Origin of the sequence: Eikenella sp. HMSC061C02 (assembly GCF_001809035.1) — a bacterium.
Classification (GTDB): Bacteria; Pseudomonadota; Gammaproteobacteria; order Burkholderiales; family Neisseriaceae; genus Eikenella; species Eikenella corrodens.
This window is the reverse complement of sequence record NZ_KV795511.1, coordinates 1-21506: the sequence shown is the minus strand read 5'-3', so window position 1 is coordinate 21506 and position 21506 is coordinate 1. Positions and strand designations below refer to the sequence as shown.

At 54.1% G+C, this 21506-nt stretch carries 18 protein-coding genes; 5 read left to right on the top strand and 13 right to left on the bottom strand.

Annotated elements, in window-relative coordinates; translation table 11 throughout:
* Positions 1 to 24: 24 nt before the first annotated feature.
* The 5 genes from HMPREF2541_RS01240 to HMPREF2541_RS01220 form a co-directional block, all read right to left on the bottom strand.
* On the bottom strand, positions 25 to 3123 hold the full coding sequence (locus tag HMPREF2541_RS01240; RefSeq protein ID WP_003821983.1) for a type I restriction endonuclease subunit R: 3099 nt from the start codon (positions 3121 to 3123) through the stop codon (positions 25 to 27).
* 78 nt (positions 3124 to 3201) lie between these two features.
* Positions 3202 to 4467, bottom strand: a complete 1266-nt coding sequence (locus HMPREF2541_RS01235) for a restriction endonuclease subunit S (protein ID WP_003821985.1) — start codon at positions 4465 to 4467, stop codon at positions 3202 to 3204.
* 165 nt (positions 4468 to 4632) lie between these two features.
* The gene (locus tag HMPREF2541_RS01230; RefSeq protein WP_003821988.1) at positions 4633 to 5643 is read right to left on the bottom strand and encodes a virulence RhuM family protein; all 1011 of its coding nucleotides are present in this window, start codon (positions 5641 to 5643) and stop codon (positions 4633 to 4635) included.
* Complete coding sequence (locus tag HMPREF2541_RS01225; protein WP_003821989.1) at positions 5640 to 7181, bottom strand: type I restriction-modification system subunit M; 1542 nt, start codon at positions 7179 to 7181, stop codon at positions 5640 to 5642. Before HMPREF2541_RS01225 ends, HMPREF2541_RS01230 begins: the two co-directional genes overlap by 4 nt.
* A gap of 66 nt (positions 7182 to 7247) precedes the next feature.
* On the bottom strand, positions 7248 to 7727 hold the full coding sequence (locus tag HMPREF2541_RS01220; protein ID WP_003821990.1) for a hypothetical protein: 480 nt from the start codon (positions 7725 to 7727) through the stop codon (positions 7248 to 7250).
* 97 nt (positions 7728 to 7824) lie between these two features.
* Here HMPREF2541_RS01220 and ruvA point away from each other — a divergent pair, with 97 nt between their 5' ends.
* Complete coding sequence (ruvA, locus tag HMPREF2541_RS01215; protein WP_070541346.1) at positions 7825 to 8406, top strand: Holliday junction branch migration protein RuvA; 582 nt, start codon at positions 7825 to 7827, stop codon at positions 8404 to 8406.
* A gap of 196 nt (positions 8407 to 8602) precedes the next feature.
* On the top strand, positions 8603 to 9217 hold the full coding sequence (nadD, locus tag HMPREF2541_RS01210) for a nicotinate (nicotinamide) nucleotide adenylyltransferase (RefSeq protein ID WP_003821992.1): 615 nt from the start codon (positions 8603 to 8605) through the stop codon (positions 9215 to 9217).
* 111 nt (positions 9218 to 9328) lie between these two features.
* Here the strand turns inward: nadD and HMPREF2541_RS01205 are convergent, their stop codons facing one another.
* Together HMPREF2541_RS01205 and HMPREF2541_RS01200 are read right to left on the bottom strand one after the other, a co-directional pair.
* The gene (locus tag HMPREF2541_RS01205) at positions 9329 to 9715 is read right to left on the bottom strand and encodes a rhodanese-like domain-containing protein (protein WP_035573289.1); all 387 of its coding nucleotides are present in this window, start codon (positions 9713 to 9715) and stop codon (positions 9329 to 9331) included.
* Positions 9716 to 9790: 75 nt separating this feature from the next.
* Entirely contained in the window at positions 9791 to 10132 is a 342-nt protein-coding gene (locus HMPREF2541_RS01200) for a carboxymuconolactone decarboxylase family protein (protein WP_003821994.1), read from the bottom strand.
* Between the two features lie 256 nt (positions 10133 to 10388).
* On the opposite strand from HMPREF2541_RS01200, the gene HMPREF2541_RS01195 reads away from it, so the two are divergent.
* Positions 10389 to 11297: an AraC family transcriptional regulator gene (locus tag HMPREF2541_RS01195; RefSeq protein ID WP_003821995.1), complete on the top strand. Its 909-nt coding sequence runs from the start codon at positions 10389 to 10391 to the stop codon at positions 11295 to 11297.
* Positions 11298 to 11498: 201 nt separating this feature from the next.
* Here the strand turns inward: HMPREF2541_RS01195 and HMPREF2541_RS01190 are convergent, their stop codons facing one another.
* Entirely contained in the window at positions 11499 to 12158 is a 660-nt protein-coding gene (locus HMPREF2541_RS01190; RefSeq protein WP_035579750.1) for a hypothetical protein, read from the bottom strand.
* Positions 12159 to 12488: 330 nt separating this feature from the next.
* On the opposite strand from HMPREF2541_RS01190, the gene HMPREF2541_RS01185 reads away from it, so the two are divergent.
* Positions 12489 to 15836, top strand: coding sequence for a TonB-dependent receptor domain-containing protein (locus HMPREF2541_RS01185; RefSeq protein WP_070541344.1), 3348 nt, complete (start codon positions 12489 to 12491; stop codon positions 15834 to 15836).
* Positions 15837 to 16128: 292 nt separating this feature from the next.
* Here the strand turns inward: HMPREF2541_RS01185 and HMPREF2541_RS01180 are convergent, their stop codons facing one another.
* The 5 genes from HMPREF2541_RS01180 to mpl all read right to left on the bottom strand — a co-directional run bounded on the left by HMPREF2541_RS01180 (position 16129) and on the right by mpl (position 20236).
* Positions 16129 to 16380, bottom strand: a complete 252-nt coding sequence (locus HMPREF2541_RS01180; RefSeq protein ID WP_003822001.1) for a BolA family protein — start codon at positions 16378 to 16380, stop codon at positions 16129 to 16131.
* Positions 16381 to 16597: 217 nt separating this feature from the next.
* Complete coding sequence (locus HMPREF2541_RS01175) at positions 16598 to 17707, bottom strand: methyltransferase (protein ID WP_070541342.1); 1110 nt, start codon at positions 17705 to 17707, stop codon at positions 16598 to 16600.
* Positions 17708 to 17786: 79 nt separating this feature from the next.
* A complete protein-coding gene (locus HMPREF2541_RS01170; RefSeq protein ID WP_003822003.1) occupies positions 17787 to 18104 on the bottom strand; it encodes a hypothetical protein in 318 nt (105 codons plus the stop codon).
* Positions 18105 to 18187: 83 nt separating this feature from the next.
* Positions 18188 to 18742, bottom strand: a complete 555-nt coding sequence (locus HMPREF2541_RS01165; protein ID WP_070541340.1) for a hypothetical protein — start codon at positions 18740 to 18742, stop codon at positions 18188 to 18190.
* A gap of 114 nt (positions 18743 to 18856) precedes the next feature.
* Complete coding sequence (mpl, locus tag HMPREF2541_RS01160; protein ID WP_003822006.1) at positions 18857 to 20236, bottom strand: UDP-N-acetylmuramate:L-alanyl-gamma-D-glutamyl-meso-diaminopimelate ligase; 1380 nt, start codon at positions 20234 to 20236, stop codon at positions 18857 to 18859.
* 260 nt (positions 20237 to 20496) lie between these two features.
* Between mpl and HMPREF2541_RS01155 the strand changes: the two genes are divergently transcribed.
* Positions 20497 to 21417 (top strand): hypothetical protein, encoded by a 921-nt coding sequence (locus HMPREF2541_RS01155; protein ID WP_003822009.1) that lies wholly within the window; start codon positions 20497 to 20499, stop codon positions 21415 to 21417.
* The last annotated feature ends 89 nt before the right edge of the window (positions 21418 to 21506 follow it).

Below are 21506 nucleotides of genomic sequence, written 5' to 3'. Positions count from 1 at the left end.
CAATTTTAGCAAGAAATTCCAAATTTACACACCATCTCCCACCCCCTTAAACTTCTCCACAAACAAAACAATTTTTTGGAAGACACTTTGTTTTTTCGTCAAATATTGCGGGTTGAGCGGGCTCATTTTCGGTAGGGCTTCGGTCAGTTCCGTGCCGTTTTCGCTGGCATAGCCGCGTTTGAGCGAGCCGGTCAAATAGCGTTTGGCGGCGGTTTCGTTCAGGCCTTCGGCGGCAATCAGCTCTGCTGCTTCGCGCCTCATCACTTCTTGCGCGTATGTGTAAAAGGTTTCCAGTATGGTGGGAACGTCGGGCACTTTGTCCAAATCCGTATCGTTGATGAAATCTACAATCAGGCTCTCTTTGGCTCGGTGGCCGATGCTGGCGCGGATGATGCGGCGGATTTCTTCCACCAGCTCCGCTTTGCCTTTGATTTTTTTGTGGTGTTCGAAAACCAGTTGCAAGATGTAATCCAGATTGATTTCCTGCGATTTGAGCAAATCCACCTCAAAAACCACATCGTCCCAGTCGATTTTTGATTGCTCTTTCTGTTCGCCTGCTTTTTGGCGGCGCAGCCAGTCGCGGATGTCGTTATAGGTGGAACGGTAATCCTGCACTGCCCTTTCAGACGGCATCGGCACTTGCAGCATTTCCTGCACGTCTTCATCGCTCAGGTAGTATTTTTCCTGAAACGCCTTCATAGCATCTTCGTCCGCCGCATCCACATTCTGCAACTCGCGCAATGCGGCAAATTCATCGTAGTTCTGCAATACGTTTTCCGCCCGCAGGTATTCGCCGAAGAGTTTTACGAAAGCTTTTTTGTCTTTTTCCTTTTCGATTCTATCGGGATCGGGGAAGTTTTCGCGCAATTCTTTTGCCACATCCAAATAGCCGCGCCGCGCTTCGCCGGTCTGGCTGTCGGTATAGCCGTTCATGTATTCTTCGTAACTTTTTTCCAGCACCACATTTTTGGTGTTTTTGTCGCCAAACAGGGTAATCGCATCAATGGTTGCCTGCTCCAAATCGCGGAAGCAGACAATGTTGCCGAAGGTTTTGGTGGCATCGTAAATGCGGTTGGTGCGCGAAAACGCCTGCATCAGGCCGTGATAGCGCAGGTTTTTATCGACAAACAGCGTGTTCAGCGTCGGCGCGTCAAAACCCGTCAAAAACATGCCGACCACAATCAGCAAATCCACTTCCTGGTTTTTCACCCGTTTTGCCAAATCGCGGTAGTAGTTCTGAAAGGCTTTGCTGTCCGTGCCGAAATTGGTTTTGAAACAGGCGTTGTAATCGTTGATGGCAACCTGCAAAAATTCTTTCGCGCTACTGTCCATCGCTTCCGGTTCAAAGGTTTCATCGACAATTTCACCGACGGCATTTTGCTCTTCGTTGGCCGCAAAGGAAAAAATAGTGGCCACTTTCAACGGGTGCAGGCTGCCTGCTTGTTGTGTTTTGAACGCTTCGTAATAGCACTTGGCCGCATCCACGCTGCTGACGGCAAACATGGCGTTAAAGCCTTTGCCGCCCGCATTCAAGCGGTGCGTTTTCTGCCTGAACTGGTTCAGGATATATTGCGTGATTTCGCGGATGCGTTCGGGGTGCAGCAGGGCTTTGCGGTTTTCGGCGGCACTCAGTTTCTTCTCGTCCTGTTCCGCTTCCACGGCTTTGAACTGCGGGCGCACATCGTTGTAATCCACTTTGAATTTCAATACTTTTTCATCGCGGATGGCATCGGTAATCACATAAGAATGCAACTCCCGTCCGAACACGCCCGCCGTGGTTTCCGCGCCCAAAGCGTTTTCGGGAAAAATCGGCGTGCCGGTAAAGCCGAATTGGCAGAATTTTTTAAATTTCTTTTTCAGGTTTTTTTGCGCTTCGCCGAATTGCGAGCGGTGGCATTCGTCGAAAATAAATACAACCTGCTGGTGATAAACCGGCAGATTATCTTCACTCTTCATCAGGTTGTTCAGCTTTTGGATGGTGGTAACGATGATTTTGTTGTCGTCTTTTTCCAAATTGCGTTTCAAGCCCGCCGTGCTTTCCGAACCGTTCACGCTGTCGGGCGAAAAACGTTGGTATTCCTTCATCGTCTGGTAGTCCAAATCCTTCCTGTCCACCACGAAGAAAACCTTGTCGATAAACGCCGATTCCGTCGCCAGACGCGCCGCCTTAAAGCTGGTCAGCGTTTTGCCGCTGCCCGTGGTATGCCAAACATAGCCGCCGCTTTCCGGCTTGCTCCAATTCTTCGCCTGCGCCGAACTGTTGATTTTCCACAAAATGCGTTCGGCGGCGGCAATCTGGTACGGCCGCATAATCAGCAGCGTATCATTCGCATCGAACACGCTGTAATGCAGCAAAACGCTCAGCAATACGCTTTTCTGCAGGAACGTGGCGGTAAAGTCTTTCAAATCTTTAATCGGATAATTGTCCGACCGCGCCCAATTCATCGTGAAATCGAAGCTGTTTTTGTCGCGCTTGGTGGTGTTGGCGAAATAGCGCGTGTCCGTGCCGTTGGAAATCACGAAGATTTGCAGGAATTTGAACAGCGAATTTTCGCTGTTGAAGCTCTCTTTGCTGTAACGGTGCACCTGATTGAATGCTTCACGCACCGCCACGCCGCGCTTTTTCAATTCAATCTGCACCAGCGGCAAGCCGTTTACCAACACGGTAACGTCATAACGGTTTGCATGCGTGCCCGTCTGCTCAAACTGGTTGATAACCTGCACATGGTTGCGGGCAAGGTTTTTCTTGTCCAGCAGATAAATGTTTTTCAGACGGCCATCATCAAAAGCGAAATCGTAAATATGGTCGTCGTGGATTTTGCGGGTTTTATCGGTAATGTTTTCAGACGGCCTGTCCAGATATTCCGTCAAAAACCGCGCCCATTCGCCGTCTGAAAACGCCACATCGTTCAGCCGCTGCAACTGGGCGCGCAGGTTTTCCAGCAGCCTGCTTTGGCTGTTCAAGTCCTTGCGGTATTCGTACCCCTGATTCTGCAAATCGGCGATTAACTCCGCTTCTAACTGGTTTTCCGATTGGTAGCTGCCCGACTGTTCGATTTTTTCATATTGGTCGAGCACGATGAAATTCGGCGTTTCGGCGATGGGTTTGGTTTCGAGGTTCATGGGTCGTCCTTTGCAGTATCGGGTTTTAAACGGTTTGATGTTCGGATTGGGCTACCTGAAAATGTGCAGACTGCTTTTTCAGGCTGCCTTGGGGAAGGCAAGCAGCTGTTCGCGGTAATATTCGTATTGTTTGCGGCGCAGGGCGATTTCGTGCGGCAGGCCTTCGCTGATGGAGTGGGTCAGGGTGTCAAATTTGTCGAGGATAGCGACGATTTTTTCTTGTTTGGGGAGTGGGGGGATGGGGATTTTATATTGCATAATCGCTGCTTTGCTGCCACGCGGCATTTTTGCACCTTTGGCGTGCTTCATATTAAAAGCAAAAAATTTATCATCGGCCAATACCTGATACAAATATTTTGGATTAACCTTTTCATCTGTTACCCGGATAACCAAAACATCACCGTTTGTTCCACCTGTGCAGTCTGCCTGCCAGATTTTTTTCAAATACGGACGAATATTTCCAATCAAAATGTCATTGACAATATATTCTGTCATTTTTCCTTCGCTTGGAACATAACCGGATAACTTTTTACCTTCTCTATTTTGTAAGAGATTATCCACGCCCACGTAATTATGTTCGTTCAGTTTATCCGAACAAATACGGTCTTTTGAATATTCGGCAATCTCCCCCAACGTCTTCCAAACCACATCTTTCAGACGGCCTTTATAGCCATCAGCTATCCACCCCCCGATTTGATTGTCAAAATCTAAAAGAAAGTCGCGGTAATACTGGTATTGACGTTTGCGCAGGACTAATTCTGCTTCCAGCGTAGCTTCCAGCGTAGCTTCCAGCTCGGTGAATTTGTCAAGTATTTTTACAATTTTTTGCTGAGTTTCCAATGATGGGATGGGGATTTGGATTTTTGCCATATCGGTTGCGGAAACATCAATAACCTTTGTTCCTTTTGCAAATTTTCTTTTTGCCTTATCAAAAATTTCTGTTTGAGTGAAATAGACAAAGAATTTGCCAACAATTTCTTTGCTTGGTTTAAAAATAGTTGCGTGTCCTCCTGTAACGGCTTGCTCTTCTCCCAAATATAAAAGGGCTTTTCCTACGTCTTCTATATTTTCACTAGTGTTGGTAATTACCACATCACCTTTATCTACTTTCTTCAGTTTTTCCGCCAATTCCGGTGAAACGAAAGAAAGAGTCTTATCCGTCTGATTGCCATAATAGGTGTAAATTTGTCCGTAATGAATCGCCGGTACGCCGCTCTCGGTAAAATCTTTTTTCTGCAAACCGTTGCCACGAACCAATAGGCCAACCTCTCCCAACGGCTTCCACTCCACCGATGCCGTCTGAATTATCTCAATCAATTTTTTCGCTTTGCTTTGCATATCCATGGTTGTTTTCCGTTTCTTTCCCGCTGCGGCGGGATGTGGGGCGGTTGTGAGGGGCTTCAGCCCGCTATGTCCGTTTGCCGTTGTTTCGGCGGGCTGAAGCCCGTCCTGCTTTCAGGCTGCCTGAAACAGTGTGCAGGCTGCTTTTTCAGGTAGCCTGAATCAGGGTTATTTTTTGCCGTCTTTTTTCTGTTTAAGCTGTTGCACGGCTGTTTTTTCCAACGCTTTAACGCTTTCCAGATAGGCTTGCTCCACCGGCGACAGGATGCGCGCTTCATAGGCGCGGTATTCGCGTTCGGCTTTCTGCTCTGCCTGTTTGCGGCTGATGCTGCCTGCACCCTGTAATGTGCCTTGGCCGTACAGCCCGGAAAATTTGTCCAATTCGGCTATCCAGTCGCGCATATACATGGGGCTTTGCTCCTGCGCTTTGATTTCCGCCAGGTCGAAGAAGGCGGAAACCAGACGGTTCAGGCGGAACAGTTCGTCTTCGGTCAGGTAGTTTTTGGCGATTTTGGCTTCATTCAGGGTGGGGATTGCGCCTTGAAAGGTGGTCAGCCCCATAAAGTCTTTGCTGCTGTCGGCACGACTGTATATCAGTTCGGCTGCGGTTTGCCGGCTGGCGGCATAGTGCAGTTTGTTTTGAACGGCGGCAAAAAAGGTTTGGCTTTCGCTGCTTTTGGGGTTGTAGTCTTGGCTGGTGGCATATAAATCAAGCACTTGCCGGTATAGGGCTTTTTCGCTGCTGCGGATGTCGCGGATGCGGTTGAGCAGTTCTTTCCAATAGTCGCCGCCGCCTGTGCCTTTCAGGCGTTCGTCGTCTATGGCAAAGCCTTTGGTCAGATATTCGTCCAGCCGTTCGGTTGCCCATTGGCGGAATTGGGTGCCGCGCGCGGAACGGACGCGGTAGCCGACGGCAATAATCATGGGCAGGGAATAATGGGCGATTTTGCGGTTTACCTTGCGCCCGTTTTCATTTTGAACTGTCAACCGGAAGTTGACAGTTGCCTCCTCTTCCAATTCTTGCTCTGCAATAATGGTTTTAATGTGTTTGCTGATATTTTGTTTGGTGGTTTGGTACAGTTCTGCCATGTCCGCCTGCGTCAGCCAAAGCTGTCCGCCAAATTCCTGCAAGGCAAATTGGGCAGTGCCGTCGTTGGCGGTGTATAGGATGATGCTCATGCTTCAATCTCTGTAATCACTTCGTCAATTTCACGCCGCAGCCGTTCGATTTTGGCGACGGTTTCGCTGATTTCGGCGTTGAGCTGTTTGATGTCGACGGCCTCGCGGGTGTCTTCGGCTTCAACATAGCTGCTGACGGCTAGGTTGTAGCCGTTGTCTTTGACGGTTTGCTGGGCAGCGTTTTGGGCGATATGCGGCACATCGGCTTTATCGGCGAAGAGTTTGACGATTTCGGCAATGTGTTCTTCGGTTAAGACGTTGTTGTTGGTTTCTTTCTTAAAGAAGCCGCTTGCATCGATAAATTGGATGTCGGTATTGTCTTTGTGTTTGGACAAAACCAGGATATTGACGGCGATGCTGGTGCCGTAAAAGAGATTGGGCGCAAGGGCAATCACGGTTTCCACGTAGTTGCCCTCCACCAGATATTGGCGGATTTTCTGCTCTGCACCGCCGCGATAGAAAATGCCGGGGAATGAGACGATGGCGGCGCGGCCTCTGCCGGAAAGGTAGTTCAGTGCGTGCAGGATGAAGGCAAAATCGGCTTTGGATTTCGGGGCAAGTACACCTGCTGGGGCAAAGCGGTCGTCGTTGATTAAGGTGGGGTCGTCGCTGCCTATCCAGTTGATGGAATAAGGCGGATTGGAGACGATGGCATCAAAAGGTTTGCTGTCTTTGAGCTTGGGCTTGGTCAGCGTGTCGCCCAATTCGATGTGGAATTGGTTGTAATTGACGTTGTGCAGGAACATGTTCATGCGGGCGAGGTTGTAGGTGGTGTGGTTGATTTCCTGCCCGAAGAAGCCTTCTTCGATGATGTGCTCGTCAAACTGTTTTTTCGCCTGCAAGAGCAGGCTGCCCGAGCCGCAGGCGGGGTCGTAGATTTTGTTGACTTTCTCCTGTCCGTGCACCGCCAGCCGCGCAATCAGTTTGGATACGTTTTGCGGGGTGAAAAATTCGCCGCCGGATTTGCCTGCATTGGCGGCGTAGTTGGAAATCAGGTATTCGTAGGCATCGCCGAAAAGGTCGATGTGGTGGTCTTCAAAACTGCCGAAATCAAGCTCCGCCACCCCTTTGAGGACGGCGGCAAGGCGTTTGTTCTTGTCGGCAACTGTGCTGCCGAGCCGGCTGCTGGTGGTGTCGAAGTCGTCAAACAGGCCTTTGATGTCTTGTTCGGACGGATAGCCAGAGGCGGAGCTTTCAATCGCGGTAAAAATTTCTTTCAGCTTAGTGTTGAGCTCTTCGTTTTGATGGGCTTCGGCGGCAATATTGCAAAAAAGTTGGCTGGGGTAGATGAAATAGCCTTTGACTTTTACGGCATCGTCTTTGATTTCGGGCGTGATGATGCTGTCGGACATGGCAGCGTAATCAATACTGCTGTCGCCTGCCTGCATATAGTCGGTGAAGTTTTCGCTGATAAATCGGTAGAAAAGCGTGCCGAGAACGTATTGTTTAAAGTCCCATCCATCCACCGCGCCGCGTACTTCGTCGGCAATTTTCCAGATTTGACGGTGCAGTTGGGCGCGTTGTTGGGTGGCGGTCATGATACTCTCCTAATTTCCTTTATCCATAAAATTAAAACTTACCAATTAACACTTATAAACAAATACTCAATACGAAGCCGACACCATCTTACCGTTTCTAAAATTCTGCTGATACAGAATATTGCCGTTGATGGCATAAGTGGTGAGCACCCCGTTTTGCGGATGGGCGCGGAAATCATACAGGCTCTCGCGGGTGAGCAGCATGGCGTCGCTGCGCTTCTGCCCGCTCTCGTAAAAATCCTGCACCAAATAACTCCTGCCTTGGCGTCTCAACAGCTGGCGGTAGTAGCCGCCCTTCACTTCGTTTGGCACGGCCTTGCCCTGCGCATCGAAATACGTGACCACCTGCTCCTCGATAATGCGCAAACCGCCCAAATCCTGCACATTGCTGCCGTTATTCCGGCTGCCCACCGGAATACTCAAGCCCGTGCCCAAGCCAAGATGGCGGCCGGCAAAACCCAAGCCCAGCAGCACATTGCTGCCCGAACAGCCGGCCAACAGCGCAACACAGGCGGCAGCCGCAAAATTCCGTTTTTTCATCATCATTCCCCCTTAAACCCAATCAAAATCAATGCCCGATTATAACCCGTTTGAATAAACCGATATAATGCCCCTCTTCCCATTTTTCAGGTAGCCTCATCCCATGATCAGCAAGCTCACCGGCAAACTCATCGAAGCCATCCCCCCGCAAGTCGTTATCGACGTAAACGGCGTCGCCTACGAAGCCGACGTTTCCATGCAAACCTTCTACACCCTGCCCCCTGTGGGCGAAACCGTCTCGCTCTACACACAGCTCATCGTGCGCGAAGACGCCAACCTTCTCTTCGGCTTCGGCAGCCACAGCGAACGCAACACCTTCCGCCAGCTCATCAAAGTGAGCGGCATCGGCGCCAAAACCGCGCTCGGCATCCTCTCCGCCATGAATGCCGACGAGCTCGCCGCCGCCATTGCCGCCGAAGACATCAAACGCCTCTCCTCCGCCCCCGGCATCGGCAAGAAAACCGCCGAACGCATGGTGCTCGAACTGCGCGGCAAACTCACTACCTTTAACGGCGTCCAAACCCAGCTCGCTGCTCAAGCAGGCGACAGCAGCGAAGACATCGTCAGCACCCTGCTCGCCCTCGGCTACAACGAAAAAGAAGCCCGTGCCGCCACCAAAGGCATCCCAGCCGATACCGAAGTGGGCGAAGGCGTGCGCCTAGCCTTGAAAAACCTGCTGAAATAAACAGATAAAGGTTACCTGAAACTGGACCAACCATTTTCAGGTAGCCTCTTAATAGTTAACCAACACAGTCAATACAAAGCGGCAAGCCACAAACAATGCACACATGCAACAAGTGAGCCAACGCCGTAGCAAAAGTTTAACTTATTGCCATACCCACCCAAAGGCTACCTGAAAGCCCCAGCAAAGGAACCCCACCATGCCCCGCATCGGCCTCTTTGGCGGCACCTTCGACCCCATCCACAACGGCCACCTGCACATCGCCCGCAGCTTTGCCGACGAGCTGGATTTAGAAAGCGTCATCCTCCTGCCCGCCGGCGACCCCTACCACAAAATCACCCCCCGCACTCCCGCCCACCACCGCCTCGCCATGGCCGAAATCGCCGCCCAAGCAGACTCCCGCCTTGCAGTGAGCGACTGCGACATCGTCCGCCAAGGCGCCACCTACACCCACGACACTGTGCAAATCTTCCGCCAACACTTCCCTACCGCCGGGCTCTGGCTGCTCATCGGCATGGACAGCCTGTTGCAACTGCACACCTGGCACCGCTGGCAAAACCTCGTGCGCCAATGCCGCATCGCCGCCGCCCCCCGCCCCGGCAACAGCCTCGCCCAAGCCCCCGCCCCACTGCAAACCTGGCTGGCCGAAGCCCTGCCCCAAGGCCGTCTACACATCCTGCGAGCCGAGCCGCTGCCCATCAGCTCCAGCCAAATCCGCCAACAACTCACCACCGAACACACCAGCCCCGACATCCCCCCCGAAGTGCTCGGCTACATCCGGCAACACCAATTATATTGCCACACCGGCGCATAACTCTTCAGGTAGCCTCTTGCCAAAGCAAAGGCTACCTGAACTTTTTAAGTTTCAGGTAGCCTTTGGGGCAGTAGTTTTGGTAGTGGGTATGATGCGGTCAAGCCGCAATTATCATCTCATGCCGGATTGTTTGAGCTGTTCGTAGCCGCCACGGTTTTGTACGTTGGTGTAGCCCATGCTTTCCAACACTTGTTTGGCGGTTTCAGCACGGCGGCCGCTGCGGCAGTAGAGGTTGATGGGGGTGTTTTTATTGGGCACGTGGGCGGCAATCTGCTGGCCGATTTGGTCGTGCGGAATATTTTTGGCGTTTTCCAGATGGCCTGCGGCATATTCTTCGGGCGTGCGCACGTCGATCCAGACGGCTTCTTGGCGGGCGGGGGCCTGGCGCGGCTGGCTTTGCTGCTGGGCAGGCTTGCGGCTATGCTGGCCGTGGGCAGAAGCAGCAACTGGGAGGGCGGCCAAAAGGGCGATGGCGGCTAGAGAGAGGGTTTTCTTCATGGGGATCTTTCTCTTGATGGTGAAAGGGGAATTTCAGGTAGCCTTTTATTCATTAAAGGCTACCTGAAAATCGGTTTAGGCTTCGCGGGCATCTTCTACGGCTTCGAGGGCACGCAGAGAGTAGGTGTAGGCGGCACCGGCGTTGAGGGAGATGGCGGTGGCGAGCGCACCGGCCACTTCGCTCTCGGTGGCACCGGCTTTCACAGCGGCTTGGGCGTGCACGGCAATGCAGCTTTCGCAGCGGGTGGTAACGGCCACGGCCAGGGCGATGAGTTCGCGGGTTTTGGCATCCAGCGCTTCGGCTGCGGCGGCGCTTTCAAGGGCGGCGTAGCCGGCCAACATTTTGGGGTGGCCTTTGCCGAGCTTGGCAAATGATTGTTTAACGTGGGTGGCGTGTTTTTTCCAATCTAAAAACATGGTGTTCTCCTGGCGAATAAACTCAAATAAAATTTGAACGGACGGCTTTTGCCGAAACCGTTTGATGGGGTGTATGATGGCATAAGTTTTAGTGTAGGGATTGACTGATCGTCTCATTCTTTTGACTGCGATAGCTGAAGCAATTATTTTTCCTGCTCAGCGGCAATACAAGCAACATGGCAAAGAGAGCCAACACCGTATAAAGTAAAGCGTTTTAGCGATATGTTCCCGCCACCGACCAATAAGGAGAAGAGAAATGGATGTGTTAGACAAATTAATTTATCTGGCGCGGCTGCGAGGTCGGATTGATGTGTGCTGCCGGCTGGGCGGCGGGTTTCATTTGGAACACAAAACCGAGCCGGAAACAGCGCGGCTGCATTGGGTGGTGTCGGGTAGCGGCTGGCTACGGGTGGGCAACGGGCAGACGGTGGCGTTGAGCACGGGCGATGCGGTGCTGCTGCCCTACGATACGGCGCACAGCATTGCCGACAGTTTGGAGGGCTTGGAGCAACCGGCGGGCAAGCCGCAGCTTCACGGAAACGGCGTGCTGGCAGTGAAAGACTGCGGCGGCAACCGCTTGCAATTATTGTGCGGGCAATACCGCTACACGCGCCATGCGGCGCTGTGGCTGGGCATGCCAGAATGCCTGCTGCTGCCGCTGCCGGAAATGCGGCAAACGGCATCGATGATGCTGGATGAGGCAGAAAGGCTGCGCTACGGCAGCGGCACGGTGGTGAATGCGCTTTCGCAGGTGATGCTGGTGGCGGTGTTGCGGCGCTACCGGCAGCAGAGCAGCGATCCTTCTTTTTTATCGCAGCTGGAAGACCCGCGCCTCAGCGGGCTGTTGCAGGCAGTGTTGCTCGCGCCGCAGGAGGATTGGTCGATTGCACGGATGGCGGAAATGGCCAAACTCTCGCGGGCACAGCTGATGCGCTTGTTTAAATCGGTAATCGGAGAGAGCCCGCACCGCTTTGTGCTGTCGATCCGCCTGCAACAGGCGGCGGTGCAGCTGGCGGCAAGTGCGGATACGATTTTGCGCATTGCGCTGGAAAACGGCTTTGTGTCGGAATCGCATTTCAACCGTGCGTTTAAGCAGTATTTCGGGCAAACGCCAAAACAATACCGCGTGCAGCAGCTGGAAGAGGCGGAGAAGGCCGTGGCTTGAGCATAGTGTTTTAATGGATGAAGGCTACCTGAAAATATGCGTTGTGTTCGCTATGCTTTCAGGTAGCCTTTTGCTGCCTATGGCGGTCTCTGGTTTTACCCATCCAAGATAGAAGGCTACCTGAAAAACTTAGTTTCGCAGAAACTTCACTGCGCTACGTTTTCAGGTAGCCTTTATTTACTCTCTAAGCTGCTCTTTATATTACTGCTTTTTGAAATCTTTCAACGTGCCATCCACATTAAAATCAGCAGAGTATTTGGCGCGCGGAGTTTCGATGGTGGAAGTAATCCAGCGGCGGGTTTGGTTCGGTACCCACAATTGGAAGCTGGCGAAATCCAGCTGGGTTTCAGTGGCTTCCACTTCCTTGGCTTTCTCGCTCCAAGTTTTGGCGATGGTGGCCACGGTGGCAAACTTGATGTCGTTCAACGGGGTCACGTTGTCTTTCATGTCGCCGCCGCCGGAAATTTGTACCGGTTGCGGTTCGCTCCACTTACCGTCTTCGTAGGTGTAGTGGTCGATATTATCCGGTTTTTCCGGGTCTTGGATGTCGATTTCAATGCGCGGACGGCTGCTGCCATAGAATTGAACGTTTTGGAATACATTCAATTCCTTGCCAGAGAACTGCGGCAAGGCTTTGAGAGAATCTTCTGCCGCCTGCAGAGCTTGGGCGTTGCTCAGGAAGTTGTCCATAGAAGCGGCTTCCTGTTGGCTGCTGCTTTCAGCCGGCTGGCTGGCTTCCTGGCTTTGTGAAGCTTGTTGCTGCGGCGCCGGAGCCTGTTCTTCACCACCTTTGCCGCCACAGGCGGAAAGGCCGAGTACGGCAGATACACACAGCAACCAAAGTGCTTGTTTAGATTTCATAAAGTCATTCCTTCTTTCAATATTGGTTGAATAAGGCAGCATTGCTGCTGGGCGGTATTGTAAAGAAAACTGCTGTGTTTTTCAAAATCGTAGCCGATAAGGCACGTTCTTCGCCCAACTTCTGGTTTCTCCAAACCGTATACAACTATTGATTTGTTGTTTCTCCACATCCTATCTCTAAACTAATACCTTTTTACTATTGAAAATAATTCTCAAATTAAATAATATAAGAACGTTCTTAACGTTTATTTTCATTATAGCTTTAAAAAATAAGGAATAAACCTTATTCGTCGTATATTTTGATTACTAATATTTACAGTATACTAACAAATGAAGCCACAAGTCTTTCGCCCCAGCGCATTGGTGTTGCTGCTGGCCGCCGCTTTTGCCCACATGCAGGCCGCCGCCGATACTTCTGCCGAGCTCGAAACCATCGAAATTAAAGCCCGCAGCCGCGACCAGCGAGGGGCAGACGACGTGTACCGCAAAAACGTTTCCAGCGTTTACGCCGGCCGCGAATACCTTGAACGCTACCGCACGGATGCCGCCGGCGACGTGTTTAAAGGCTTAAACGGCGTGTACAACATGAACACCCGCAACGCCGGTAGCGCGATTACACCCAATATCCGCGGCATCAGCGGCAAAGGCCGTATCCCCGTTACCATCGACGGCACGGAGCAAACCGTAGACGTGTGGATGAACAACTACGGCATCGCCGACCGCAACTACGTCGATCCCGCCCTGTTCCGCAGCATCACGGTGGAAAAAGGCCCGGCCATGACGCGCGGCGTGAAGTCCGGCGTGGGCGGCGCGGTGTCCATCCGCACCATCGAGCCTGCCGACATCATCCCCGAAGGCAAAAGCTGGGGCGTGGAAGTGAAAACCGAGTTTTCCAACAACACCGCCGAGCCGCTGCAAAATTTAAACGACTATTTGGGCAAAGACTACCGCACACTGCCCGGCAACCCCACGGCAGATGGTCCATCCGGCACGATAGGCGGCCAACTGCCTTTCACCGGCCTTACTTTTTACGGTACAGAAGCTGATAAACCACGTACCGGCAGCCGCTTTACCGAATTTAAAAACGATCGCAACCTGCTGTTTTCCGCCGCCTTCAAAACCGATATTACAGACGGACTGATTGCCTACAGTGACCGGCGCAAAGGCACTTATTTCAGCGGTAAACAAGGCTTTGAAGGCTATATGAACAACGCCATTTATGAAGATGATAACCCCCGTTCCGACAAAGTTGAAGCCCTGATTCCAGATATGGCCGAGCTCTACCGCCCGGGCGAACAGGTACCCAACAGCAACGTGGCCAGCCGCAGCCTGCTTGTAAAAAACAACTGGCATCTGCCGCACGGCCAGCAAATCAACCTGCACTACATGGACACTAAAATCCGCTTCGGCGAGGTAAACCCATTTATTAATGCACTGTTGCTCGGTTACAGCAGCCAATACAATATGTTTAGGAAGCATTACGTTATTGCCCCTGTGCAAGGATTAGACTCCAATATCCGAAGCCGCACCTACAAAATCGGCTACCAATGGCAGCCCGAAGGCAGCCGCTGGATAGACCTCAAAGCCGACATCTGGCGCGTGCACACTACCAGCACCCGCCACCAAAGCGGCGGCCCCGATTTGGCCGTGCTTTTCGGCGACGAAAAATACGATGCCTGGGCGCGCTGCTTCCGCCACAACCTCCAGCCCGATCCCGCACGCGGCATCGCCAGCTGCCAAGAGCTGATAGACCAAGGCTACGACCACAACACACCGCCCAACGATCCGCCAATGTTCGAAGGCTCGACCACTGTATTTGCGGGCTCGCAGCAAAACACCACCGCCACCCGTAACGGTTTCAATATCAGCAACCGCATGCGCCTGAACGACCAATTCAGCCTCATCCTTTCCGCCCGCCACCAATACGAAAAACTCGATGAACATAACGAAGTAGCAACCAACGATAAAGACATCTTCGGTATCATAGATGCCGTAACCGCACTAACCAAGCTTACCGGCCCGCGTGCCGGGCGGCGCAAGGAATGGGGGGCACAGCTTGTCTTCGATTGGCAGCCGACTTCGCGCCTGAAAATCGAAGCCGGTATCCGCTACGACCGCTTCTGGGCGTTTGACGATGTGCTCGCACGTGCCCGCGCCCGCCGCGATCCGAATTATGCCGTTGCACAGGGTATCGATAATGTGCGCAGCGGGGTAGCCGTGCCATATTTGCAAATCATGACGCAGGAGGAAATCGATGCCTACAACCGCGCCCGCGCCGAAATTGCCAGACGCCCCGACGATGGGGAGGAAATCTACCGCGATTTCTACCGCCGCCACGGCTTCTTCCCCAGTGAATGGGATATTACGCGCCACAACCCCGACGGCAACACCGGTTTTGAAAACAGCAACGGCAACTATCAGGCTTTCGACGAAAGCCAAACCGCCATGTACCGACCGATGCCGGCCAGGATTGCACATTACTACAACCGCAAATTTAACGGCCCGCTCTTCCCCGACGGCTTTTTCGAAGAGCGCGTGGAAAACCCGCAGGGCAGGCAGGGCAGCTTCTATCGCTATTTGAAGCCTAGGGTTGGCGGTTATAGCTACTCTGATGTGCCTATTTTGGGCGTAACCCATGATTCCTATTCTTTTGCCCCCCTTTATATTGAAGGAGGAATGTCTGGTTTAGGCGACGGCGATTATCGCGACCGCAAAAGAAGTTACGAAAGAGCAGAGTTCCCGTTCACCGCCAGCTATATTTATACGCATATCGACCCGAATAGCGATGCCAACTATCCACCTGTCAAGTGCTTGAACGGCTCGGCCTGGTCGCCCATGATCGCCCTCAGCTACGACCTCACCGACAACGGCCGGCTGCACCTGCGCTGGGCGCAGATGACGCGCTTCCCCAGCATCTACGAGGCCACCAATATGTCTTCCGGCGCGGTATACAGATACCCCATGCTGGACACGATCGACCTCAAGCCCGAGCGCAGCACCAACTGGGAAGTCGGCTACACCTACAACTTCGCCCCACTGTGGAGCAGGTTGCGCGAAGGCGACGTGCGCCTCACCTATTTCTCCAACACCATCAAAAATGTGATCGACACCAACGAAAACAAAGATTTGATGCAGTACGACCGAAAAATCACCCAAGGCATCGAGCTGCAAAGCCGCCTCGATTTCGGCCGCTTCTTTATGTCGCTCGGCGGCACATACCGTTTAAAACAAGAAACCTGCGACGAAAACCTCTCTTTCGCCTACGACATGTACCACAACCGCGTACCCGCCTGCATCGAGGGAGGTATCGGCGTCACGCGGTTCTATCAATCCATCCAGCCCAAATACTCCATCAATTTGGATATGGGCGTGCGCCTCCTCGGCGAAAAACTCGAGCTCGGCATCCGCGGTATCCACCATAGCCGGCGCAGCAGCAAACAGCACGATGAGTTGGTGGATAAGGGCTTGAGCTTCCTGTTTAATTCCACCGGCCAAGCCTACCACTGGCGCGCCTCCACTATTTGGGATGCCTACGCCCACTACCGCATCGGCAACAGGCTCAGCCTCAACCTCGGCGTGAACAACCTCACCAACCGCTACTACCTCGACCCGATGAGCAACGTCCCCACCCCAGGCCCGGGCCGCACCGTAACCCTCGGCATCAAAGCCCGGTTTTAACGCACAAAAGTCTACCTGAAAATAAGTTCCGCACGTTTATACAAAGCTATTGTTTCAGGTAGCCTTATGCTGCTAAGTGGCACACAAGGCAGCCCAATGCTTATCCACGTCCAAAGTGAATAAAGGCTACCTGAAATTGCCTGAACCGCTTAGGCATCACAGCAAATTCCATAGTCTATATGGCTTGCGGCTGGGTGTTGGGCAATTGCGGTATGTGTTACTGATTGACTATCAACAAAACCGCCAGCCTGAAATAATCAGGCTGGCGGTTGCTTTAATAATGTGCGCTATATTACTGCCCGTTTTTGGCTGCCCACTCGGCGGGAGTGGCGGCCACGGAGATGGAAAGGGCGTGCAGTTCGTTGCTGGCCAGCCGGTCGGCGAGGCCGTCTTTGATTAGGCGGTGGCGGGCGAGGCGGGGTTTGCCTTCAAAATCGGCGGAAACGATGGCAGCAAAAAAGTGATGGCCGTCGCCTTCCACTTGGATCATTTCGGCATTGATGACTTCGCCAATCATGGCTTGGACTTGTTCAGGGGTGAGCATGTGGGATTCCTTTTGATTTCTTAAGGGGTTTGTGTGAGGGGCGTATTCTACCGTAAACCGTTGTAGTGCGCTTTGTTTGTGTTGGGTAGTTTCAGGTAGCCTATATCGGGTAATGGGCTACCTGAAACTTTAATACGATTTGAAGAACAGCCTACTCTAGCAGCGATTTGGCTAATGCTGCACTCTATTGCGTTTTCACTTCGTTGAAGTTCAAGCTTCAGGCAGACTCTGCGGCCGGTTGCAAAATATACAGGCTCACGGTTTCCCGGCTACGGGCGGCGACGAGAGGGTTGGTTTGGTCGCGGCTTTTTGGGTGTTGCGGGCGGGTGTCGAGGCGTTGGCTGAAGGTAAGGCCGGCGGCAGCGATACGTTCGGCCAGTTCATTCGGTTGGCGCAGGCCGAGGTGTTCGGCAAGGTCCGACATGATAAGCCAGATTTGCCCGCCGGGATTGAGGTGGGCGGGGGCTTGCTGCAAAAAGGATTGCAACATGGCGCTGCCGGGGTCGTAGAGGGCGGTTTCGATGTCGGCCGCGGGTTTGGCGGGCAACCAAGGGGGATTGCAAACAATAAGGTCGGCGCAGCCTTCGGGGAAAAGATCGGTTTGCAGCAGCCGGATTGGGGGCAGGCCGAGGCGTTGGAAATTGGCGCGGGCGCAGGCAACGGCGCGAGGGCTGTTGTCGGTGGCGGTAACTGGTTGGAGGCCGCGCCGGGCAAGCAGGGCGGCAATCACGCCGCTGCCGGTGCCGATATCGAAGGCGCTCTGGGCGCGGGGCGGCAGGGGTGCGGCGGCGATGAGGCCGAGATACTCGCCGCGCAAAGGGGAGAATACACCGAACGGCACATGAATGCGCGCACCGAGGGCGGGGATTTCTACGCCTTTTTTGTGCCATTGGTGGGCACCGATGAAGCCAAGCAGCAGATTGAGCGGCAACAGGAATGGCTCGCTGTTCGGTTCGCCGAACACGTCGGCCAAGGCGGCAGCCACATCGGGAGCACGTCGCAAATTCAGCCGATAGCCGGCATCGATTTCCACCAACAGCATATTGGCCAAACGGCTGCGTTGCGCCTGCTGCATACGGTGGGTGTGGAAATCGGGCGAGGCGGCGGCGGGAAGCTGGCGTTTCACGGCGGAGAGCAGCTGCACGGCCTGATGATAATCGCCGCGCCAAAGCAGGGCTTGGCCTTGGCGGAAGCTCTTGAGCGCGGCTTTGGCAGAAAGGCCGGCCTCGGCCACGGCGATCGCGGCGGGCGGTTTCTGCTCGGCGGTATTGCGCCACGGGGCTTGGCGGGTTTGACCTTGTTCTTGCCAGGTGAGGGTATGGGGCATGGTGGGGTGTTTGGCTTGGGTTTGCTCTGTTTAAGATTTCAGGTAGCCTGATGGACGGAGGTGAAAAAGTACGGGCGGTTCAATCACAGCCTGCGCGGATGCCGTGCCGGGCGGCGAGGGCGTAGCAGAACAGCACACACAAAAACAGCGGCGGGTACAGGGTGGCGGCAAAACAGGAAAGCAGCAATGCGAGCAGCAGCAGCCGCACCCGGCCGCTGCCGAAACTGCCGCAGTATTCCATCCGTTTGATAAAGGCCACGGCAAATAATGCGGGGAAAAGGGCGTGGAATTTCAGGATAAACGGATAAGTGATGCCGCTGCGCACGAGCCACAAGACGAACAGCAGGTGCAGGCCGGGCAGGATAAGGGCGAGGGCGGTAAAACGGGTTTTGTTCATGGACTGGTTTTACTATTGAAGGCTACCTGAAAAACAGTTTGGCGGTTTCAGGTAGCCTTGGGTTTATGCGGCCTTAAGCAGGTTTATTGCCCAATCCACAAAGAGAGGATTTTACTGTTGGGACGGTAGCGGCTAGTGCTGCGGGGCGGGCTATCATCCGCAGGGCGGTAGCGACCAGCATCTTCCACTTGGATGGTCAACCAAGAGGGCTGGCGCTTAAAGGTGGCAAACTCGCGTGCTTCGATTTCACTTTGCATAATCTGCTTCACGCGGCCAAGTTTGCCGGCTGCAGCTTGCAGGGTCATGCCCGGGCGAACTCCGGAGGCGGTGCTGCAGGTCGGGCTGGAGGTTTGGAGCATGGTAATTTTGGCACGCTGGTTGATAGATGGGCTGCTGTCATCTTCCACACTTGCCTGATGGGCAATAATTTCCGTTCCGTTCGGCAGGGCAATGGCAATATAAGAGACGCCTTCGCCGTCGCTGGTGCGACGCAAGCGGGCGCGGGGGAATTGCTGTTTGACTTGGGCGGGAGTTTGGCCGAGTCGGATGCCGCCGATGCTATTGGCCTGAATCAGACATTCAGCGGCAGCAGGGGCAGACAGGGCTGCGATGAGGAGGACGGTGAGGATTGGTTTCATGGCTGGCTTTCGGTGAACGGTTAATTGATGGTTTGAATTTCAGGTAGCTTTCCCGCAGGGGGGGAGGCTACCTGAAATTTTAAACGTAGTTTCAAACTTTTACCAGCCTCACACCTATTCTGCCAAGCCGTCCAGCAGCTTCTGATGAATCCCGCCGAAGCCGCCGTTGCTCATCACGAGGATGTGGTCGCCGCTCTTGGCGTTGCTCAGGATACTTTGCACGAAAGCGTCGAAATCGTTGCCGGTGTGCAGTTTGCTGCCGAGCGGGGCAAGGGCGGCGGCTACGTCCCATTCCACGCCGCCGCCGTAGCAGAACACTTGGTCGGCTTCGGCCAGGCTTTCGGGCAGGGCGGCTTTCATGCTGCCGAGCTTCATGGTGTTGGAGCGCGGTTCGAGCACGGCGATGATGCGCGCGCCGCCCACTTTCTGCCGCAGTCCGGCCACGGTGGTGGCGATGGCGGTGGGGTGGTGGGCGAAGTCGTCATACACGGTGATGCCGCGCACGCAGCCTTTTACTTCCATGCGCCGCTTCACGTTTTGGAATTGCGAAAGCGCTTCGCAGGCTACCTGAATACTCACGCCGGCATGGCGGGCAGCGGCGATTACGGCCAGCGCGTTCAGGCGGTTGTGTTCGCCCAACAGCTGCCAGCCGATGCGGCCGACGGTTTGCCCGTGGTGCAGCACATCGAATGCGCCGTTTCCGTCCGGCTCGCCGGCCTGCCAGCCTTCTGCGCCGCCGAAGTTTTCCACCGGCGTCCAGCAGCCTTGCGCCAACACGGTTTGCAGGCTCTCTTCGCGGCCGTTGCACACAATCAGGCCTTGGCCGGGAATGGTACGCACCAGATGGTGGAACTGGGTTTGGATGGCGGCGAGGTTGGGGAAAATGTCGGCGTGGTCGTATTCGAGGTTGTTCAGAATGGCGGTGCGCGGGCGGTAGTGCACGAACTTGCTGCGCTTGTCGAAGAAGGCGGTGTCGTATTCGTCGGCTTCGATCACGAAAAACGGCGAGCGGCTGGCCGGATCGGCTTTGGGCGCCTGCGGCAGGCGGGCGGAAATGCCGAAGTTTTGCGGGATGCCGCCGATGAGGAAGCCCGGGGCCAGGCCGGCGTATTCCAACACCCAGGCCAGCATGGAGGCAGTGGTGGTTTTGCCGTGCGTGCCAGCCACGCCGAGCACCCAGCGGCCATGCAGCACGTTTTCGGCCAGCCATTGCGGGCCGGACACATAAGGCAGGCCGCGATTCAAAATGGCCTCGATTACCGGCATGCCGCGCTTGGCCACGTTGCCAACCACATACACATCGGCGGGAAATTCGTTCAGCTGTTCGGCATCAAAACCTTCGTGCACGGCAATGCCCAAATCGGCCAGCTGCGTGCTCATCGGAGGATACATTTTGGCATCGCAGCCGCTCACCTTGAAGCCCGCTTCTTGAGCGATGGCGGCCAGCCCGCCCATGAATGTGCCGCCGATGCCGATAATGTGGACGTGTTGCATAGCCGAAAGCCTTATCTGGAAATGGAAAGGCAGAATTATAACGGATTGGTGCGGCGGTGGGCACGGGCTATTCCTGTTATGCCGCAGATTAGGCTTTTAGGTAGCCTTACCGTACAGCAGGCTACCTGAAAACTATGTTCTGGCGGAATCCAAAATGGTTTCAGGTAGCCTATTTCAGCCAAACAGCCGAATAAACCCGTTGATTTGACAATAAAACCACTAAAATTTAGAATCCCGCCGTTTTGAATTGGGAAGCCGGGATGACGATGAACAAACGTGTGTTGGTGGTGTCGTATTCGCAGAGCGGGCAGTTGGCGCGCCTGAAAGAGAGTTTTCTACGCGATATACGCGGCACGGCAGGGATTGAAGTGGACGATGTGGTGCTGCAGCCGGCGCAGCCGTTTGCTTTTCCCTGGCGCTTCCTGCCGTTTTTCGATGCCTTTCCCGAAACTGTACATTTACAACCCGCCCCCATTGAGCCGCCCGTTTTGGCACACGAACGGTATGACTTGGTGGTGATTGCCTACAGCGTGTGGTTTTTGTCGCCTGCCCAGCCGATTACCGCGTTTCTGCAAAGCGCAGCCGCGCAGCGGGTGTTGCGTGATACGCCGGTGATTACATTAATCGGCTGCCGCAATATGTGGCTGATGGCGCAAGAAAAAATGAAACGCTTGCTAGCCGATGCGGGCGCGCGGCTGGTGGGCAATGTGGTGAAAATCGACCAATGCGGCAGCGCGGCCAGTTTCATCACCACGCCGCTGTGGATGTTTACCGGCAAGCGGCAAGCCGTGCATTGGCTGCCGCCTGCGGGCATCAGCGAAGCGGAAATCGCCGATGCGGCGCGTTTCGGGCAGCGCACCGCCGAAGCTTTGCAGCACGATGAAACATTAGACGAAACGCTGCTGCAACACATGGGTGCGGTGAAGATAAACGAAAAACTGATGGCCAGCGAGCGCGTGGGGCACCGCAGCTTTTTGGTGTGGGGCAAACTGGTGATGGCTGCCGGGCGCGTGTCGCCGCTCTTGAGGCGGCTGGTGTTGTGTGTGTATATCGTGTTTCTGCTGGGGATGATTCTCACCGTGGTACCGATCGGTGCGCTGCTCAAAACCCTGCTCGCTCCGCTGCGTCGCGAACAGATGCAGCGGGAACGGGAATATTATGCCGCACCGTCTGGGGAGTGAGTCGGCTTTGATATAGATATTGGGAAGAAGAAAGGCTACCTGAAAAGCAAAAACTTTTGGGGCTGTACTAGATTAGCAGATATGTTACC

What these genes read in the sequence shown, in the direction of transcription:
- HMPREF2541_RS01240 (WP_003821983.1), bottom strand. Translation starts at nt 3,123, where the DNA reads ATGAACCTCGAAACCAAACCCATCGCCGAAACGCCGAATTTCATCGTG.
- HMPREF2541_RS01235 (WP_003821985.1), bottom strand. Translation starts at nt 4,467, where the DNA reads ATGGATATGCAAAGCAAAGCGAAAAAATTGATTGAGATAATTCAGACG.
- HMPREF2541_RS01230 (WP_003821988.1), bottom strand. Translation starts at nt 5,643, where the DNA reads ATGAGCATCATCCTATACACCGCCAACGACGGCACTGCCCAATTTGCC.
- HMPREF2541_RS01225 (WP_003821989.1), bottom strand. Translation starts at nt 7,181, where the DNA reads ATGACCGCCACCCAACAACGCGCCCAACTGCACCGTCAAATCTGGAAA.
- HMPREF2541_RS01220 (WP_003821990.1), bottom strand. Translation starts at nt 7,727, where the DNA reads ATGATGATGAAAAAACGGAATTTTGCGGCTGCCGCCTGTGTTGCGCTG.
- ruvA (WP_070541346.1), top strand. Translation starts at nt 7,825, where the DNA reads ATGATCAGCAAGCTCACCGGCAAACTCATCGAAGCCATCCCCCCGCAA.
- nadD (WP_003821992.1), top strand. Translation starts at nt 8,603, where the DNA reads ATGCCCCGCATCGGCCTCTTTGGCGGCACCTTCGACCCCATCCACAAC.
- HMPREF2541_RS01205 (WP_035573289.1), bottom strand. Translation starts at nt 9,715, where the DNA reads ATGAAGAAAACCCTCTCTCTAGCCGCCATCGCCCTTTTGGCCGCCCTC.
- HMPREF2541_RS01200 (WP_003821994.1), bottom strand. Translation starts at nt 10,132, where the DNA reads ATGTTTTTAGATTGGAAAAAACACGCCACCCACGTTAAACAATCATTT.
- HMPREF2541_RS01195 (WP_003821995.1), top strand. Translation starts at nt 10,389, where the DNA reads ATGGATGTGTTAGACAAATTAATTTATCTGGCGCGGCTGCGAGGTCGG.
- HMPREF2541_RS01190 (WP_035579750.1), bottom strand. Translation starts at nt 12,158, where the DNA reads ATGAAATCTAAACAAGCACTTTGGTTGCTGTGTGTATCTGCCGTACTC.
- HMPREF2541_RS01185 (WP_070541344.1), top strand. Translation starts at nt 12,489, where the DNA reads ATGAAGCCACAAGTCTTTCGCCCCAGCGCATTGGTGTTGCTGCTGGCC.
- HMPREF2541_RS01180 (WP_003822001.1), bottom strand. Translation starts at nt 16,380, where the DNA reads ATGCTCACCCCTGAACAAGTCCAAGCCATGATTGGCGAAGTCATCAAT.
- HMPREF2541_RS01175 (WP_070541342.1), bottom strand. Translation starts at nt 17,707, where the DNA reads ATGCCCCATACCCTCACCTGGCAAGAACAAGGTCAAACCCGCCAAGCC.
- HMPREF2541_RS01170 (WP_003822003.1), bottom strand. Translation starts at nt 18,104, where the DNA reads ATGAACAAAACCCGTTTTACCGCCCTCGCCCTTATCCTGCCCGGCCTG.
- HMPREF2541_RS01165 (WP_070541340.1), bottom strand. Translation starts at nt 18,742, where the DNA reads ATGAAACCAATCCTCACCGTCCTCCTCATCGCAGCCCTGTCTGCCCCT.
- mpl (WP_003822006.1), bottom strand. Translation starts at nt 20,236, where the DNA reads ATGCAACACGTCCACATTATCGGCATCGGCGGCACATTCATGGGCGGG.
- HMPREF2541_RS01155 (WP_003822009.1), top strand. Translation starts at nt 20,497, where the DNA reads ATGACGATGAACAAACGTGTGTTGGTGGTGTCGTATTCGCAGAGCGGG.